This is a genomic window from Sorangium sp. So ce185 (genome assembly GCF_051526825.1).
Classification (GTDB): domain Bacteria; phylum Myxococcota_A; class Polyangia; order Polyangiales; family Polyangiaceae; genus Sorangium; species Sorangium cellulosum_D.
In genome coordinates this window covers 6,541,307-6,557,632 of record NZ_CP150316.1, presented here as the reverse complement: position 1 = coordinate 6,557,632, position 16,326 = coordinate 6,541,307, and the positions used below count along the sequence as shown (strand labels likewise).

At 71.7% G+C, this 16,326-nt stretch carries 11 protein-coding genes; 6 read left to right on the top strand and 5 right to left on the bottom strand.

The features are described 5' to 3' along the window. Positions 1-29 precede the first annotated feature (29 nt). The 3 genes from WMF26_RS24070 to WMF26_RS24060 all read left to right on the top strand — a co-directional run bounded on the left by WMF26_RS24070 (position 30) and on the right by WMF26_RS24060 (position 5,757). Entirely contained in the window at positions 30-1,553 is a 1,524-nt protein-coding gene (locus WMF26_RS24070) for a sugar ABC transporter ATP-binding protein (protein ID WP_438002192.1), read from the top strand. Between the two features lie 36 nt (positions 1,554-1,589). Further along, entirely contained in the window at positions 1,590-2,738 is a 1,149-nt protein-coding gene (locus WMF26_RS24065) for an ABC transporter permease (protein WP_437339332.1), read from the top strand. Between the two features lie 433 nt (positions 2,739-3,171). After that, positions 3,172-5,757 carry a glycoside hydrolase family 15 protein gene (locus WMF26_RS24060; RefSeq protein WP_438002191.1) on the top strand — a complete coding sequence of 862 codons (2,586 nt, stop codon included), beginning with the start codon at positions 3,172-3,174 and terminating at the stop codon, positions 5,755-5,757. Positions 5,758-5,783: 26 nt separating this feature from the next. Here the strand turns inward: WMF26_RS24060 and WMF26_RS24055 are convergent, their stop codons facing one another. From WMF26_RS24055 to WMF26_RS24035, 5 genes are all read right to left on the bottom strand, one after another. Next, positions 5,784-6,869: an NAD(P)H-dependent flavin oxidoreductase gene (locus tag WMF26_RS24055; RefSeq protein WP_438002190.1), complete on the bottom strand. Its 1,086-nt coding sequence runs from the start codon at positions 6,867-6,869 to the stop codon at positions 5,784-5,786. A 9-nt stretch (positions 6,870-6,878) separates the two neighbouring features. Then, positions 6,879-7,256 carry a hypothetical protein gene (locus WMF26_RS24050; protein ID WP_438002189.1) on the bottom strand — a complete coding sequence of 126 codons (378 nt, stop codon included), beginning with the start codon at positions 7,254-7,256 and terminating at the stop codon, positions 6,879-6,881. Positions 7,257-7,464: 208 nt separating this feature from the next. Then, positions 7,465-8,634, bottom strand: a complete 1,170-nt coding sequence (locus tag WMF26_RS24045) for an ATP-binding protein (protein ID WP_438002188.1) — start codon at positions 8,632-8,634, stop codon at positions 7,465-7,467. Continuing rightward, entirely contained in the window at positions 8,631-9,911 is a 1,281-nt protein-coding gene (locus WMF26_RS24040; protein WP_438002187.1) for a sensor histidine kinase, read from the bottom strand. The genes WMF26_RS24045 and WMF26_RS24040 overlap by 4 nt, the downstream gene beginning before the upstream one ends. A gap of 187 nt (positions 9,912-10,098) precedes the next feature. Further along, entirely contained in the window at positions 10,099-11,598 is a 1,500-nt protein-coding gene (locus WMF26_RS24035; protein ID WP_438002186.1) for a cobalamin B12-binding domain-containing protein, read from the bottom strand. A 208-nt stretch (positions 11,599-11,806) separates the two neighbouring features. Here WMF26_RS24035 and pucL point away from each other — a divergent pair, with 208 nt between their 5' ends. The 3 genes from pucL (at position 11,807) to WMF26_RS24020 (ending at position 16,325) form a co-directional block, all read left to right on the top strand. Then, positions 11,807-12,652, top strand: coding sequence for a factor-independent urate hydroxylase (gene pucL, locus WMF26_RS24030; RefSeq protein ID WP_061627932.1), 846 nt, complete (start codon positions 11,807-11,809; stop codon positions 12,650-12,652). Positions 12,653-12,685: 33 nt separating this feature from the next. After that, complete coding sequence (locus WMF26_RS24025; protein ID WP_438002185.1) at positions 12,686-14,362, top strand: lipase maturation factor family protein; 1,677 nt, start codon at positions 12,686-12,688, stop codon at positions 14,360-14,362. Positions 14,363-14,612: 250 nt separating this feature from the next. Next, complete coding sequence (locus tag WMF26_RS24020; protein ID WP_438002184.1) at positions 14,613-16,325, top strand: DUF1592 domain-containing protein; 1,713 nt, start codon at positions 14,613-14,615, stop codon at positions 16,323-16,325. Position 16,326: the final 1 nt, after the last annotated feature.

Genomic DNA, 16,326 nt, shown 5'->3' with positions numbered 1-16,326 from the left:
GCCGCCCGATCGACGACCCCCTGACGCGAATGACAGCCTCCTCGCCCGACCCGGACAGGGCGCCGCTGCTCGAGGCGCGCGGCCTGACCAAGCGCTTTCCCGGCGTGCTCGCGCTCCACGACGTCCACCTCGCGCTCGGCCGCGGCGAGGTGCTCGGCATCGTCGGCGAGAACGGCGCCGGCAAGAGCACCCTCATGAAGATCCTCGCGGGCGTCGAGGCGCCCGACGCCGGCGAGATGCGCCTCGACGGGCGGCCGGTCGCGCTCGGCTCGGTGCGAGAGGCGCTCTCCCGCGGGATCGCGCTCATCCACCAGGAGCTCAACCTGGCGGAGAACCTCGATATCGCCGCCAACATCTTCCTCGGCCGGGAGCCGCGGCGGGGCGGCTTCATCGACGAGCGCAGGATGGAGCGGGACGCGCGGGCGATCATGGCGCGGGTCGGCCTCGCCTGCTCGCCGCGCGCGCTCGTCGGCGGCCTGTCCCTCGGGCAGCGTCACCTCGTGGAGATCGCCAAGGCGCTCTCCGCGAACGCCCGGGTGCTCATCATGGATGAGCCGACGTCGTGCCTGTGCCCGCCCGAGGCCGAGGCGCTGTTCGAGGTGGTGCGGGAGCTCCGAGCGGGCGGCATCGGCGTCGTGTACATCTCTCACCGCCTCGGCGAGGTGACGGCGCTGTGCGATCGCGTCCTCGTGCTGCGCGACGGCGAGAACGCGGGCGAGCTGCCGCGCGACGAGATGAGCCACGATCGCATCGTGCGGCTGATGGTGGGCCGCGATCTCTCCCAGTTCTATCCGCACGTCCCGCACCCGCCGGGCGAGCCGGTGCTCGAGGTCTCGGGCCTCAGGACGCCGAGGCACCCCGAGCACGCGCTCTCCTTCACGGTGCGCGCCGGCGAGATCGTCGGCGTGGCGGGGCTGCTCGGCGCGGGGCGCACGTCGCTGCTGCGGACGCTGTTCGGCGTCACGCCGGCGGCCGGGGGCGCCGTCCGCGTGGCCGGGCGGGCGTTCACCCCGCGCACCCCGCGCGACGCCATCGCCGCCGGCATGGGCCTGGTCCCGGAGGACCGCCAGCAACAGGGCATCATCCTGGAGATGGCGATCCGGGCGAACGTGAGCCTGCCGAGCCTCGGCGCGGCGCAGCGCTACGGCGTCCTCGATCGCGCGGGCGAGCGCCGGATGTCGGCGCAGATCGTCCGCGAGCTCGGCGTGCGGACGCCGACCGACGTGCAGCCGGCGCAGCACCTCTCCGGCGGCAACCAGCAGAAGGTGGTCATCGGAAAGTGGCTGTCGATGTCGCCGCGCGTGCTCCTGCTCGACGAGCCGACCCGCGGCATTGACGTCGGCGCAAAGCACGAGATATACCAGCTGATGGAGCGATTGGCCGCGAGCGGCATGGCCACCTTGTTCGTCTCCAGCGACATGGAAGAGGTGATGGGCATGTCGGATCGTGCGCTGGTGATGCACGAGGGGCGCATCGCCGGGGAGCTCGGCCGCGCCGAGCTCCGCGAGGAGGCGATCATGCAGCTCGCGACCGGCAGCGACGCCGCGGCGTGACCCGGAGCCATCGGGCGGGATCGAGGCCAGAGGAGCATGCCTGTGACGACGACTCGTGATCTCCTGACGCGCGCGCGCGACAACGCGCCTGCCGCGCCCGCGCCGCTCGCGACGAGCACGCGGCGGAAGGTGCTCGGCGTCTTCTGGCTGCTCGTCGCCGTGTCGCTCGGGACCGCGCTCCTGAACGGCAGGTTCCTCCTGGCCGACAACCTCGAGAACCTGATCCGGCGGACGGCGCTGTTCGGCATCCTCAGCATCGGCGCCGGCTTCGTGATCATCACGGGCGGCATCGACCTGTCGATCGGCTCGGTCGTGGCGCTCGCCGGCTGCATGCTGCCGTGGCTCCTCGCGGTGGAGCGCTGGTCGCCCGCGCTGGCGGTGCCGCTCTTGCTCGGCATCTCGCTGTGCATCGGGCTCGCGCACGGGCTGCTCATCACGAAGCTCCGGCTCCAGCCGTTCGTGGTGACGCTCTGCGGGCTCCTGCTCTACCGGGGCACCGCGCGCGGGATCTCGGGCGATCAGACGCAGGGGTTCGGCGTCGGGTTCGAGTCGCTGCGGTACCTGTCGGTCGGCAGCCCGTTCGCCATCCCGGTGCCGTTCCTCTCGTGGATCTCGGAGGGCCGCTTCAGCCCCTACGCGGTGAACCCGTTCACGGGCGCGAGGACGCGCCTCGATCCGATCACGTGGATCGACATCCCGATGCCGTTCCTCCTGTTCCTCGGGATCGCGGTCGCGGCGTCGATCTTCCTGAACCGCACCATCTACGGCCGTTATCTGATGGCGCTCGGCCGCAACGAGCAGGCCGCCCGCTACAGCGGTGTCGACACCGACAGGATGACGATCCTCGCCTATGTCCTCTGCTCGGTGCTCTCCTGCTTCGGGGGCATGCTGTTCGCGCTGGAGGTCAACTCGGCCCAGCCGGTCGATTTCGGCAACTTCTACGAGCTCTACGCCATCGCCGCGGCCGTGCTGGGCGGCTTCAGCCTGCGCGGCGGCGAGGGGGCGGTGATGGGCGTGATCCTCGGCACGGCGCTGATGCAGGTGCTGCGCAACTCCATCAACATGCTGGGGGTCCCGACCCAGATCGAGTTCGCGGTCATCGGCGCCGTCATCCTGATCGGCGTCATCGCGGACGAGCTGGCCAAGCGCTACGCGGCGGCGCGGCGCAAGCTCGCCGGCTCGTGAGCGCCTGAGCGCGCGGCCTCACGCCGCCGAGAACACCGCGTCGACACGATGCGTAAGGCGCATCGTCGCAGTCCTCGCCTGGAGCCCGGCATGGCGGCGCGCGAGAGCGCGTTGTTTGCGTGCTAAGCTGAAAGATTGCCGGCGTTCCACGCGGCGCAGGAGCGAGCAGAGCGCAGGGGGCCGCTGCCGCGGATCGCCTGCACCACGTGGAAACATCAATCAAGTCGCTGGCTTACGGCAGCCGTGGAGAGCCCTCGCGCGGCGGCTGCCCGGGCGGAAAGGGGATGGCGTGATGCGGAACCGGATTTCTTGTGGAGCTATAATTTGTCATCTGGCACTGGGGCTGGCGGGCTGTGCGGTCGGCGCGGAGGAGGCCTCGTTCGGGGCGTCGGCCGTCCCGTTTGAACAGGGCGGCGAGGCGGCGGCGAGCGATGTGAGAGCCGCCGCCGCCGGCCTCAGCGCGGCGGGCGCGGGGGCAGCGTCGGTGTGGGGGCCTGCCGAGAAGTCGTTCCTCGGCACGTCGACGACCTCGGCCTCGCGGGTCTACTTCACCGGGTACCGGGGCATCGTGTCCGAGGTGTTCTATCCGGTGCTCGACACGGTCAACACCGTCGACCTGCAGTTCATGGTGGGCGATACGGCGAAGACGTTTGTCGACGAGGAGAAGCAGCAGCAGAGCTACACCGTCACCCAGCCGGACAAGCGATCCATGCGGTGGCAGGCGGTCACCAGCAACATCGCCCACAACTGGCGGATCACCAAGAGCATCTTCACCGATCCGGGGCGCAACTCGCTGATCCAGCGCGTCCAGTTCGACGCGCTGAACGGCAGGAACGTCACCCAGTTCAACCTCTACCTGCTCCACAACCCGGCGATGGACAACTCCGGGGGCGGCGACACGTCGAAGACCGTGGCGGCGGGCGGGCGCACGATGCTCGTCGCCTCGGAGAACAACCGCTTCTCGGCGCTCGCCACCTCGCAACCGTGGAAGACGCTGACGAGCGGCGGCCTGCCGATGGTGTCGAGCGGCTTCGTCGGCGTGACCGACGGCTGGACCGACCTGCTCGGCGGCAGCTCGGACAAGACGATGAGCTGGCGCAACGACCTCGCGAGCGGCGGCAACGTGGCGCAGATGGGCTGGGTCGATCTCGGCGCGAGCGCGGTCACCAGCGTCTCGTTCGACGTGGTGCTCGCCTTCGGCGCCACCGAGGCGGAGGCGACGACCACCGCGAACGCGACGCTCGGCAGCAACCTGAGCACCCTGCGGACGACCTACGACAGCGGGTGGAACGCCTACGCGAGCGGGCTCGACAACCAGGGCGGCACCGCCGACGATCAGTATTACCTCGCGGCGATGTCGCTGAAGACGATCCAGGACAAGTCGAACGGCGCCATGATCGCCGGGATGGGCACGCCGTGGGGCGAGACCAACGGCGACGCCAACAACGGCGGCTACCACCTGGTCTGGCCGCGCGACCTGTTCAAGTTCGCCAGCGCGCTGGTGACGGCCGGGGACACGGCGACCGCGACCTCGGTGGTCAATTACCTGTTCAACACGCTCCAGCAGTCGAGCGACTGCGGGGTCGCCGAGTACAACGCGACGGGGTGCCCGCAGGGCTACAGCCGCGTCGGCCGCTTCCCGCAGAACGCCTGGGTCAGCGGGTGGCAGTACTGGCAAGGCACGCAGATGGATGAGCAGGCGATGCCGATCATCCTGGCCTGGCGCCTCGGCCCGTCGGTGTACAACCCGCTGTGGTCGAAGATCAAGAAGACGGCCGACTACATCGTCAACACCGGCCCCTGGACCCAGCAGGAGCGCTGGGAGGAGAACTCCGGGTACTCGCCGTCGACCATCGCCGCCGAGATCGCCGGCCTCGTCTGCGCCGCCACGATCGCGCGCGAGAACGGCGATACGACGAGCGCGGCCCGTTACATGGCCGCCGCCGACTACTGGCAGCAGAGCGTCGACCGCTGGACGTTCACGACCACCGGCTTTCACGAGGTGAACGGCCAGCACAGCTATTATAACCGCATCAACCCGTCGCCGCCGAGCAACACCGGAACAGGGCGGCAGCGCTATAACCCCGTGTCCGGGCCGGACGCGGCGATCTCGTTCACGATCGGCAACGGCGGCGGCACGCACGATCAGCGCTACATCGTCGACGGCGGGTTCCTCGAGCTCGTGAGGATGGGGGTGAAGCGCCCGGACGACGCGTCGATCGTCGCGACGATGAAGATCTACGACAAGATCCTGAAGCGGACCATCGCCGGCAAAGGGGACGCCTGGTTCCGCTACAACTACGACGCGTACGGCGAGGAGAACGAGGCGGACGGCGGCGGCAACTTCGACGGCAACGGCGGCCGGGGCCGGCTGTGGCCCATCTTCACGGCCGAGCGCGGCATGTATGAGATCGCCCTCTTCGGCCTCGGCAGCAAGGGCAGCCCCTACCTCACCGCGGTCAAGGCGTTCTCGACGCCGCAGGGCTTCATCCCGGAGCAGGTGTGGAGCGAGACGACGAACGTCACCGGCTGGGTCGTCGAGAAGCCGTCGAACGCCACCGCGGGCACCCCGACGAGGTCGATGAGCCCGCTGAACTGGGCCATGGGCGAGTACATCAGCCTGCTGGCGTCGATCCGCGCGGGCAAGGTCGTCGACATCCCGTCGGTGGTCTGCAGCCGTTACAACGCCTGCGCCGTGCCGCCCGCGTCAGGCCAGGCGAGCGTCGTGTTCAACGTGACCGCGAGCACCGTGGTCGGTCAGCACGTGTACGTCACCGGGAACACCGCGGCGCTGGGCAACTGGAATACCGCTCTCGCCATCCCGGTCGATCCGCGCAGCTACCCGGTGTGGACGAACCGCGTCAACCTGCCGGCCAGCAGCGCCCTGCTGTACAAGTACTTCCGCACGAACGTCGATGGCTCCGTGACCTGGGAGAACCTGCCCGGCGGGGGCAATCGCACGCTGAACACCCCGGCGTCCGGCGGGACGCTCACGCGAAACGACACCGTGAGCTGGTAGGGCCAGGGCGGCGCGGGCGAGGCCCCTCAGGGCTGCATGAGCCCGCGGATCACCTGCTCGGCCTGCTCGACGAGCGCCGCCACGAGCTCGGCCGCCGGCCGCGGCCTGGCGAGGGCGGCGCTCTGCCCGGCCCAGAGCGACAGGTAGTCCTCGCGCCCCGCCGCGGCGGCGGCCCGGCGGATCGGCTGCGTGAGCCAGTTCTGGACCGGATACTCCGGGATCTCGTGCTCGTGCGGCGTCAGGGCCTCGACGAACGCGTTGGGGATGCCCCGCGCGGTGCGGCCGGAGAACACGCGGGTGAGCACGGTCGTGCGCGCGCGCGGCGAGGCCAGCGCGCCGCGGTGGCCGGCGCTCGCCCCCGACTCCTCGCAGGCGAGGAACGCCGTCCCGATCTGCACCCCGCTGGCGCCGAGCGCGAGCGCCGCCGCGACGCCGCGGCCGTCGGCGATGCCGCCCGCGGCGACCACCGGGGCCCGCACCGCGTCCACCACCTGCGGGACGAGCGACAGCGTGCCGACCAGCGACTCCCGCACGGGCCGCAGGAACGCGCCCCGATGTCCGCCCGCGTCGCTGCCCGAGGCGACGATGATGTCGACCCCGGCCTGGTCGAGCGCGACCGCCTCGTCGACGGTGGTGGCGGTGCCGATGACGGCGATCCCGCGCGCCTTCGCGCCCTCGATGACCGGGGCGGGCGGGACCCCCATGACGAAGCTCAGGGCTTGCGGCCTCGCCTCGAGCGCGGCCTCGACCTGCTCCTCGAAGCGCGGGGCGAACGCGCTGGGCACCTCGGGGTCGGGCAGGTCGAGCTGCCGCAGCATGGGGCGCAGGCGCGCCACGTGCCGCTCGAGCTCCGCCGCGTCGATGGTGGTGGGCTCGCCGGGCTGGGGCACCCAGAGGTTGACCGCGAACGGGTGCGGCGTGAGCCGCCGGAGCTCGGGGATGAGGTCGCCGATCTGCGATGGAGTCAGGGCGTGCGCCCCGAAGGAGCCGAGCCCGCCGGCGTTCGAGACGGCGGCCGCGAGGGCGGTGGTGGACAGGCCGCCCCCGAAGGGGCCCTGGATGATCGGGAGACGGAGGCCGAGCTGTCGGGTGAGGCGGGTATCGGTCCACATGGCAGGGCTCTAGGTGGGGCAGAGGGTCGAGACGTCGATCGGGCACTCCAGCGTGCGGAGCCACGCGTCGGCGAGCGCGTCGACCGCGGCGGCGCCGGCGCTGTCCGTCGCTGCCTTGATGACGTCGATGAGGTCCTGCGTCCGCGCGGCGGTCCCCACGTTCGCCCTGTAGAAGTCGCCGAGGGCCTGGTCAAGCGCGCCGACGCCGATCGCGTCGGCCACCTCGCGGAAGAAGAACGCGCCCTTCATGTAGGGCACGGACGACCAGAGCGGGTCGGTCATGATATCGATCTCGTTGCAGGTGTCCGGCAGCGCGATGGTGTTCTTGGCTTCCGCGGGGTCGCAGACGCCCTTGAGATCGCACTCGTACGACGGCCAGACCTCCACGCCGAGCTCCTCGAGCTGCTGGCCGCGCCAGCGCCGCCATCACCGCCGCTGCCTGCGCGTTCGTCGTCGCCGCAGGCTGCCGCCGCCGCGAGGGTCGCCGAGGTCACGATCGATAACCAGAGGGGAGTGCGCCGCATGCCTTCGCTCCTGGAGCAGGAGCGCGCATGCTAGGCGACCGCGAATCGCGCTCGAAGAAAGCTGCGTCGTTTCAGCTGCTCCTCTCGACGGCCAGCGGCAGCGTGAAGAACACCCGCGTTCCCCGGCCGAGCTCGCTCTCCACGCGGATCGCGCCGCCGTGGCGCTCCACGAGGTTCTTGCAGATCGAGAGGCCGAGCCCCGTGCTCTTCTCGCCGCCCGTCGTCCGGGTGCTCGTCCTCCGGAACTTGCAGAACAGGCCGCTGATCTCCTCCGGGCGGATGCCGAGGCCCTGATCCTCGATCACCACCTCGACCGCCTGGCCGAGCCGCCGCGCGCGCACCGTCACCGTCGTGCCCGGATGAGAGAACTTGAAGGCGTTGCTGAGCAGGTTGCTCAAGACCTGCTCGATCCGCTCGACGTCGCAGCGGACGGGCGGGAGATCGGCGGGCGCGTCGATGGCCAGGGCGATCTGCTTGCGGCGGGCGCCGTGCTCGTTCAGCGACATCGCCGCCGCGATCAGGCCGCGCAGGTCGGCGTCCTGCAGGCGAAGCGCGATGTTCCCGTGCTCGAGCGTCGTGATGTCGAGCAGATCCTCGAGCAGCTGCAGCGCGAACTCGGCGTTGGCCTGGATCTTCAGGAGGTGGCGGCGCGCGTCCTCGCGCCCGGCGGAGGCGCCCCCGAGCTGCATCGCCGAGAACCACTGGATCGCCGCGATCGGATTGCGCAGATCGTGCGCGGCGATGCCCACGAGCTCATGGCTCCGCTGGCTCTGCTCGGCGAGCCGCTCGTTCTCCCGGCGGAGCCTCTCGGCGCTCGCCTCCAGGCGATCGAGGCGCCGATTGCGGTCGCAGAGCCGATCGTGCTGGGCGAACGCGTCCCGCACGACGGCGGCGAGCGCCGGCGGATCCCACGGCTTGGCGATGAACCGGTACACGCCGCCGTCGTTGATGGCCTGGATCGCCGCGTTCGTGTCCGCATAGGCCGTCATGAGGAGCCGTACGGTCTCCGGAAACTCGGCCTTGACCGCCGCGTAGAGCTCCGTACCCGTCATGCCCGGCATCCGCTGATCGCTGAGGACGACGGGGATGGCCCGCGCGCGCAGGAGCGCATGGCCCTCTTCGGCGCTCTCCGCGGTGAGGACCTCGTAGTCGCGCCGGAGCTCGCGGCGGAGCGCCTTCAGGGTCTCGCGCTCGTCGTCCACGATGAGCAGGGCGCGGCGCTCGCCGGGCGCGCTCGTCATCGATCGAGCTCCTTCGGCAGCGTGATCGTGAAGGTGCTCCCGGCCCCCGGGGTCGAGCGGACCGCGAGCGTGCCCCCGTGCTGATCCACGACGATCTTGTGCGAGATCGTGAGGCCGAGCCCCGTGCCCTGGCCGACGGGCTTGGTCGTGAAGAACGGATCGAAGATCCTGCCGAGGACGTCATCGGTCATCCCGGCGCCGTTGTCCTCGAACTCGAGGGCGACCTGGCGCCCCTCGTCCCGCGCGCGGATCGCGATGCGGCCGTTCCCCGGGCCGCGGCACTCGACCGCCTGGGCCGCGTTGATGAGCAGGTTCAGGAACACCTGGCTGAGCTCCGCCGGCTTGCACCGCACCTTCGGCAGGTCGTCCCACGCCACCGTCACCTGGACGCCGCCGCTCCGCAGCGCTGGGCCCGCGATCGCGAGGGTGCTCTCCAGGCTCTCCCGCAGGTCGGAGCGCTCCACCTCCGCCTGGTCGAGCCGCGCGAAGGTCCTGAGATCCTCGACGATCTTCTGCACGCGCGCGAGGCCGCCGAGGGTGCCTTTCACGAGATCGCCCGCGTCCTCGCGGAGAAACTCGAGGTCGGCGTCCTCGCGGAGCGCCGCGGCGACGCCCGGCACGTCGCCCGGGCGCTCGCCGAGCGCGGCCGCCTCAAGCGCCTCGTAGGCGGCGAACAGCCGCACGAGCGACGCTCCCAGGGTGTGCACGTTGCTGCGGACGAAGGCGAGGGGGTTGTTGATCTCGTGGGCCACGCCGGCGGCGAGCTTGCCGAGGGCGTTCATCTTCTCCGAGTGGACGAGCATCGATTGCGTGGCGCGCAGCTGCCCGAGCGACCTCTCGAGCGCCTTCTGCTCGGACACGAGCCGCCGCTGGAGGCTCGTGATCCTCGAGTTGAGCGCGGACACCTCGGCGACCACGCGCTCGAGCTCGACGACGTCGAACTCGGCGAGGATCAGCAGCGCATCGTCGAGCCGCCACACCTCGCCGCGGACGCTGTGCGCGATCGAGCGGAGATCCCCGAAGTGCAGGATGCCGCGGTGGACCGGCGCGTCGTCGCCGCGCGCCGCCCCGGCGAGCTGCGGAATGCTCGGGCTGACGAGGCGGGCCGGCTCATCCTCGCGCCCGAGCAGCCGGCGCATGCCGCGGTTCGCGAGCCGGGGCGCGCCGTCCGGCGCGAACACGCCCACCGCGAGCGCGGTGGAGTCCATGAGGAACGAGCCGGCGAGCTCTGCGACCCTGCCGTCGAGCTGCCCTGTCGCCGGCAGGGCCAATCCCATCTCTTCTTCGTCATCTCCTGTGCTTCGCGGCTCGCGCGGTGCCATCGGACTTCGGGCCTCTTGTTCCGGTGGGAACGACCTGTTCTTGGCAGGCCGGCGCGAAGCTCGCTAGACGAAACGCACCGCGGTGGCGCCGCAGCCGCTCGCCCGCCCTCGCGGGCTCGGCGCCGGGGCGCGCCGGGCAGGGTCATGCGGCGCGCGCGGTGAGGAGCTGCTCCGCCGCGCCAACGGCCCCCTTGGCGGTCAACGCCGAGCCGTCGGCGCCGACCTGCCTCCAGAGGTCGGAAACGGCGCAGAACGGCCGGCCGCCGGCCAGGACGACGACCCCCTTGCACCGCTCGTCGCGGCGCGCGGCGGCGATGAGATCGCCGACGCTCGCGAGGTGCTCGCCGAGCGCGGCCGAGACCGCGAGGACGTCGGCCTTGCAGCGGACGACCGCGTCAATCACGTCCTGGGCCGGCGTGCTGGCCCCGAGATAGAAGGTGTCCCACCCCGCCATCTCGAAGAAATCGGCGACGAAGCGCGCGCCGATCTCGTGGAGGTTGCCGTCGACCGCGGTGGCCACGAGCCGCAGGCCGGCGCGATCGGAGCTCGGGACGAGCGGGTACAGCTGATTGATGACCATCTGGGTGACCGCCGTGCAGTAGTGCTCCTCGGCGATGCTGAGCTGATGGAGCTGCCACAGCCGGCCCACCTCGTACTGGCACGGCTGCAGGACGTGAGCATAGATGTCCCCGATCGGCGTGCCCAGCTCGACCGCCTCCCGGATGAGCCTCATGGCCTGCCGCCGGTCCCGCTGGAGGAGCGCGTCGAGGTAGCCGCACGCGAGCACGCCGAGCGGGGCCTCGGGCCGGACGAAGCTCGGAGGCTCGACGCGCACCGAGGTGAGCCGATCGATCGCCGCGGACAGGTACCTCCGCGGCGCCTCGGCGAGGTGCTCCGGCAGCGCGATCGCGAGGACGTCGCCGAGCGCGCCGAGGTGGCCCACGAGCTCGGCGGGGTCGAGGCCGAAGCCGACGAGCAGCGCCTGCGCCCAGTCGGCGTACGCGCTGAAGAGCTCGGGCGACCCCAGCTCGACGGCCGCGGCGAGCTGCGCGAGGTGGCGCCGGGCGTCCTCCAGGCAGCGGGCGCGCCGCTCGCCGTGGGCGAGCGCGTCCGCCGGCCGCCGCGCGTAGCTGAGCGCCACGCTCATCGCGGCGACGCGCGCCGCCGACATGCGGAGCGCCTCCGCCGCCGAGGCGGCCTCGCCGGGCGCGGGACCGGCCGGGGGGACGGCCGCCAGCGCGGCCGGCGTCACGAGGGGCGCGCCGCCGAGGCGCCGCCGGCCGGCGGCGAGGACGCCTTGCGCGAGCGCGGCGAGCGCCGGGTCGAGCTGCTCGCCGATGCTCTCGCCGAGCGCTTCCAGCGCGGCGGCGAGCGCGCTCCTGGGGACGCCGAGCCCCTCGAGGAGCACCGCCGCGAAGGCGCAGTGCTCGCCGAGCTCCTCGTCGACCCCGGCGCGCAGCGCCGCCGCGAGCGCGTCGATGTGCGCGCCGAGGTCCAGGTCGCACCGCGCGAGGGCCTCGCGGGCGCCGGGGGCGACCTGCGCGGCCGCCGCGCCCTGCAGGCGCCCGAGCGCGGCTGCCGTCAACGCTTCGCGGGAGGCGAGGAGTCGATCCGCCGCCCTGTCGCGCTCTGCGATCGCCATATCGACCCATCTTGCGACGCGCGCTCGCCGGCGCACGTCCCGTATCGCACGAGCCCGCCCGGGGCGTTCCGGCGGGCGGCGCGCGCCTTACTGCGGGCGTTGCCCGCGCCGGCTGCCCGCCGGGCTTGAGCGGGCGTCCCGCTTCAAGGTACGGTATCTCTCGCATCGCAACGAAGCGTCGTTGCCCGGGCGCGGGAGCTGAAGAACGATGTCGATCTCCTTGGTGCGGAACAGCTACGGCAAATCGAGGGTGCGGCTCGTCAAGGTCCGCCGCGCGGACGGGCGGCACGAGCTCACCGACATCGACGTCGACATCCAGCTCGAGGGCGATTTCGACGACGCCTACACGCGGGGCGACAACAGCAAGGTGCTGCCCACGGACACGATGAAGAACACCGTGTACGCCCTCGCCAAGGGCCACCCGGTCGAGCCGATCGAGGACTTCGGCGTCCTGCTCGCCGAGCACTTCCTCGGGAAGGCCCACACCCGGCGGGCGCGGGTCGCCATCGCGGAGAACGTCTGGTCGCGCATCGACGCGGGCGGCGCGCCGCACCGGCACGCCTTCCTCCGCGCCGGGGCCGAGCGGCGGACCGCGGAGATCACGGCGGGGCCCGGCGGGGTCGAGATCGTGTCCGGCATCGAGGACCTGCTCGTCCTCAAGACCGGCGGCTCGGCGTTCTCGGGCTTCCCGCGCGACAAGTACACGACGCTCAAGGAGACGGAGGACCGCATCCTCTCCACGCTCATCCTGGCGCGATGGCGCGCGGCGGCCCGCGACGAGGCCCCCACGGCGACCTGGGAGCGCGCCCGACGCGCCCTGCTCGAGACGTTCGCCGAGCAACACAGCCTCTCGGTGCAGCACACCATCCACGCGCTCGGGGAGGCCGTGCTCGCGGCCTGCCCGGCCGTCGACGAGCTGAGCCTCTCGCTGCCGAACAAGCATTGCTTGCTCGTCGATCTCTCGCCCTTCGGGTTCGGCAACGACAACGAGATCTTCGTCCCCGTCGACGAGCCGCACGGCCTCATCCATGCCACGATGAAGCGCGGTGGATGACCGGCGCGCAGGGGGGCTATCCTCTCGCGCCCGATGGCTCGCGAAGCACCGCCCCCCGCCGCAGCGCCGGCCGACGAAGCAGCGCCGGCCGACGAAGACGACGGCGCGTTCCTCCGCCGCATCCGGAGCCACCCGCTCCGCCGCTTCCTCGGCCCTCCGCGCACGTACCTGCTGACGCGCTTCGTCCTGCTCCGCCTGCTCGGCTTCGTCTACTTCATCGCGTTCTTCTCGCTCGCCCGGCAGCTCGGCCCGCTCCTCGGCCCGGACGGGCTCCTGCCGGCGGACCGGTTCCTCGAGCGCCTCCTCGCCGTGACCGGCTCGCCCGGCGCCGCGTTCCGCCGGCTCCCCACGCTCTTTCTGTGGCTCGGCGCCTCCGAGGGCGTCCTCCTCGCCGCCGCGTGGGCCGGCGTCGCGCTGTCGCTCGCCGTGTGCGCCGGCGTCACCAACGCGATCGTGCAGCTCGCGCTCTGGGCGCTTTACCTCTCGTTCGTGCACATCGGGCAGGTCTTCTATGGCTATGGCTGGGAGCACCAGCTCGCCGAGACCGGCTTTCTGGCCATCTTCCTCTGTCCCGTGCGCGGCCTCCGCCCGTTCCGGTCGCCGCCGCCGCCGGTCGTGGTGATCTGGCTCTTCCGCTGGCTCATCTTCCGGATCATGCTCGGCGCCGGCCTCATCAAGCTCCGGGGCGACCCCTGCTGGCGCGACCTCTCGTGCCTTGTCTATCATTATGAGACGCAGCCGGTGCCGAACCCGCTGAGCTATTACCTTCACCAGCTCCCGCGGCCGGTGCACGCGCTCGGCGCGCTGTTCAATCACCTCGTCGAGCTGGTCGTCCCCTGGTTCGCGTTCGGCCCCCGCCGCGCCCGGCACGCGGCCGGCGTGCTCCTCGTGCTCTTCCAGGTCCTGCTCATCGCGAGCGGCAACCTCTCGTTCCTCAACTGGCTCACCATCGTCCCGGCGCTCGCCTGCTTCGACGACGGCGCCCTCGGCCGGCTCCTCCCGGCGCGGCTCAGGGAGCGCGCCGCGGCGCTCTCGCAGGAGCGCTCGCCGTCCCGCGCGCACCGCGCCGCCGCCGCCCTGCTCGCGGTCCTGGTGCTCTGCCTCAGCGTGAGCCCGGTCATGAACCTGCTCTCGCCGCGGCAGGCGATGAACGCCACGTTCGACAGCTTCGGTCTGGTGAACACCTATGGTGCGTTCGGCAGCGTCGGCCGGGAGCGCTACGAGGTGATCTTGGAGGGCACGAGCGACGAGGCGCTCGGGGAGGGGACGCGGTGGCTCGAATACGACCTGCCGTGCAAGCCGGGCGACGTGCGCCGGCGCCCGTGCGTCATCACGCCGTACCATTACCGCCTCGACTGGCAGATCTGGTTCGCCGCCTTCGGGAGCTACGAGAGCGAGCCGTGGCTCGTTCATTTCATCTACAAGCTCCTCACGGGCGACCCGGGCGCGCAGCGCCTGCTCGGGACGAACCCGTTTCCCGGCGCGCCGCCCCGGTACATCCGCGCCGAGCTCTACCGGTACAGCTTCACCCGCATCGGCGACGGCAGCGGCGCGTGGTGGCGCCGCGAGCGCGTCGGACCGTACCTGCCGCCGCTGTCCGCCGACGACCCGGCGCTGCGCCGCTTCCTCGCCGCTTACGGATGGCTGCCTGCCTCCCGCGCGGCCGCGCCCGCGAACGACGGGAGGAGCGGAGTCGAGGACACCCGGTAATCCTCCGGAGCGCGCGCGGCGCGCCGGCGCTCCCCCGGAGCAGCCCGGCGCCCGGGCGCGGTCCGATTTCTGGCGCGCTCGTGATCAAGGCGCCCCAGCGCGGGCATTCAGGGGATCGCGGTCCTGGTTTCGGCGCGGTGGCGCGGAGAGACACGATAGCTTCGGCGTGAGTGCAATTTTCTTGGCCCGAGTCGCCGAGCGCGTTCCGAAACTTCACCGTAGGTGGTGAACGACGGTAGGAGGTCACGGTATGGCTGACTTAAGGGTTCGTCGCTGGCGAGGCTGTCTCGCGGCCACCGCGACGCTCGCGCTGACGCTCGCGGCCGGGTGCGACGGGACGATCGGAGCGGCGGGCGCCGGCGCCGGGGAGGACGTCCCGGGGTCCGGACAAGGCGGTCCGCAGGCGTGCGCGGGGACCGAGCGGCTCCTCGCGCCGCAGCGGCGCCTGACGCGATTCGAATACAACAACACGGTTCGAGATCTGCTCGGAACGTCGCTTACCCCTGCCGATCAATTCCCGGTGGACGAGGTCGCCGGCGGGTTCAACAACAACGCGTCGGTGCTGACGATATCGTCGCTGCACGCCGAGAAATACTTGCTGGCCGCCGAGGCGCTCGCGGCCGAGGCCGTGGCGGGCGATCTGTCGAAGCTGTTGCCGTGCGACCCGGCCGCCGTCGAGGGCCAGGCCGAGGCGGAGGCGGCGTGCGCGCGGAAGTTCATCGAGACCTTCGGCCGCCGCGCGTACCGCCGGCCGCTCGCGCCAGAGGACGTCGACCGGCTGATGCGCGCCTACGACGCCGGGCGCACGGGCGGGTCGCTGCGCGAGGGGATCGAGGTGGTCATCCGGGCCGCGCTGCAGTCGCCGAAGTTCCTGTTCCGCCTGGAGCTGCGCCACGATCTCGACGGCTCCGCGCCGAAGGTGCGCCTCGATCCGTACGAGATGGCGTCCCGCCTCTCCTACCTCGTCTGGGCGTCGGGCCCCGACGACGAGCTGCTCGCGGCCGCCGAGGCCGGATTGCTCGAGACCCGCGAGCAGCTCGCCGAGCGAACCCGCGCGATGCTCGAGAGCCCGCGGGCGCGCCTGGCCATTGCGGAATTCTACAAGCAGTGGCTCAACCTCGGGAGGCTCCAGACCATCGTCAAGCAGGAGAGCGCCTTCCCCGGGTTCGACGACGAGCTCGTCGCGGGGATGAGCGCCGAGACGCCCGCGTTCATCGAGCACGTGCTGTGGTCGGGGGACCGGAAGCTGTCGAGTTTGCTCACGCTGCCCGTCGGCTTTGCCACCGAGCCGGTCGCCGAGCTGTACGGCGTGTCGGTCCCGCCCGGCACGACCACGCCCCAGCTCGTCGAGCTCCCGCCCGAGCAGCGCGCCGGGTTGCTCACGCAGCCCGCGTTCCTGGCCGTCCATGCGCACCCGGATCAGACGTCTCCGGTCCTGCGCGGCAAGGCGATCCGGCAGAAGTTCCTGTGTTACGATCCGCCGCCGCCCCCGGACGACGTCGACCTCACGCCGCCCACGGGCGAGGAGGGCGCCACGGCGCGCGAGCGGTTCCAGCAGCACTCCTCCGACGCGTCGTGCGCCGGTTGCCATCAGCTGATGGATCCCATCGGCTTCGCGTTCGAGAACTACGATGCTGTCGGCGCGTACCGCACCGAGGAGGGCGGGCAGGTGATCGACAGCTCGGGCGAGATCTTCCGGTCCGCGGACGTCGATGGCCCGTTCGTCGGCGTCCGCGAGCTGGCGGAGCGGCTCGCCGGGAGCGAGCAGGTCCGCGAGTGCCTCGCGACGCAGTGGTTCCGCTACGCGGCGGGCCGCTTCGAGACGGACGGCGACGGCTGCTCGCTCGACCGGCTGCGCGGCGGGTTCCACGCCTCCGAGGGCGATCTCGTGGAGCTCATCGTGGCCACCACGCAGACCGAGGCGTTCATGTTCCGCAGCGCGATCGCGGCAGAGGAGGAGTGAG

Excerpts from the sequence above, each read along its gene's own strand:
- WMF26_RS24040 (WP_438002187.1), bottom strand. The coding sequence starts at position 9,911 with ATGGGATTGGCCCTGCCGGCGACAGGGCAGCTCGACGGCAGGGTCGCA.
- WMF26_RS24045 (WP_438002188.1), bottom strand. The coding sequence starts at position 8,634 with ATGACGAGCGCGCCCGGCGAGCGCCGCGCCCTGCTCATCGTGGACGAC.
- pucL (WP_061627932.1), top strand. The coding sequence starts at position 11,807 with ATGTCGATCTCCTTGGTGCGGAACAGCTACGGCAAATCGAGGGTGCGG.
- WMF26_RS24035 (WP_438002186.1), bottom strand. The coding sequence starts at position 11,598 with ATGGCGATCGCAGAGCGCGACAGGGCGGCGGATCGACTCCTCGCCTCC.
- WMF26_RS24020 (WP_438002184.1), top strand. The coding sequence starts at position 14,613 with ATGGCTGACTTAAGGGTTCGTCGCTGGCGAGGCTGTCTCGCGGCCACC.
- WMF26_RS24070 (WP_438002192.1), top strand. The coding sequence starts at position 30 with ATGACAGCCTCCTCGCCCGACCCGGACAGGGCGCCGCTGCTCGAGGCG.
- WMF26_RS24055 (WP_438002190.1), bottom strand. The coding sequence starts at position 6,869 with ATGTGGACCGATACCCGCCTCACCCGACAGCTCGGCCTCCGTCTCCCG.
- WMF26_RS24065 (WP_437339332.1), top strand. The coding sequence starts at position 1,590 with ATGCCTGTGACGACGACTCGTGATCTCCTGACGCGCGCGCGCGACAAC.
- WMF26_RS24025 (WP_438002185.1), top strand. The coding sequence starts at position 12,686 with ATGGCTCGCGAAGCACCGCCCCCCGCCGCAGCGCCGGCCGACGAAGCA.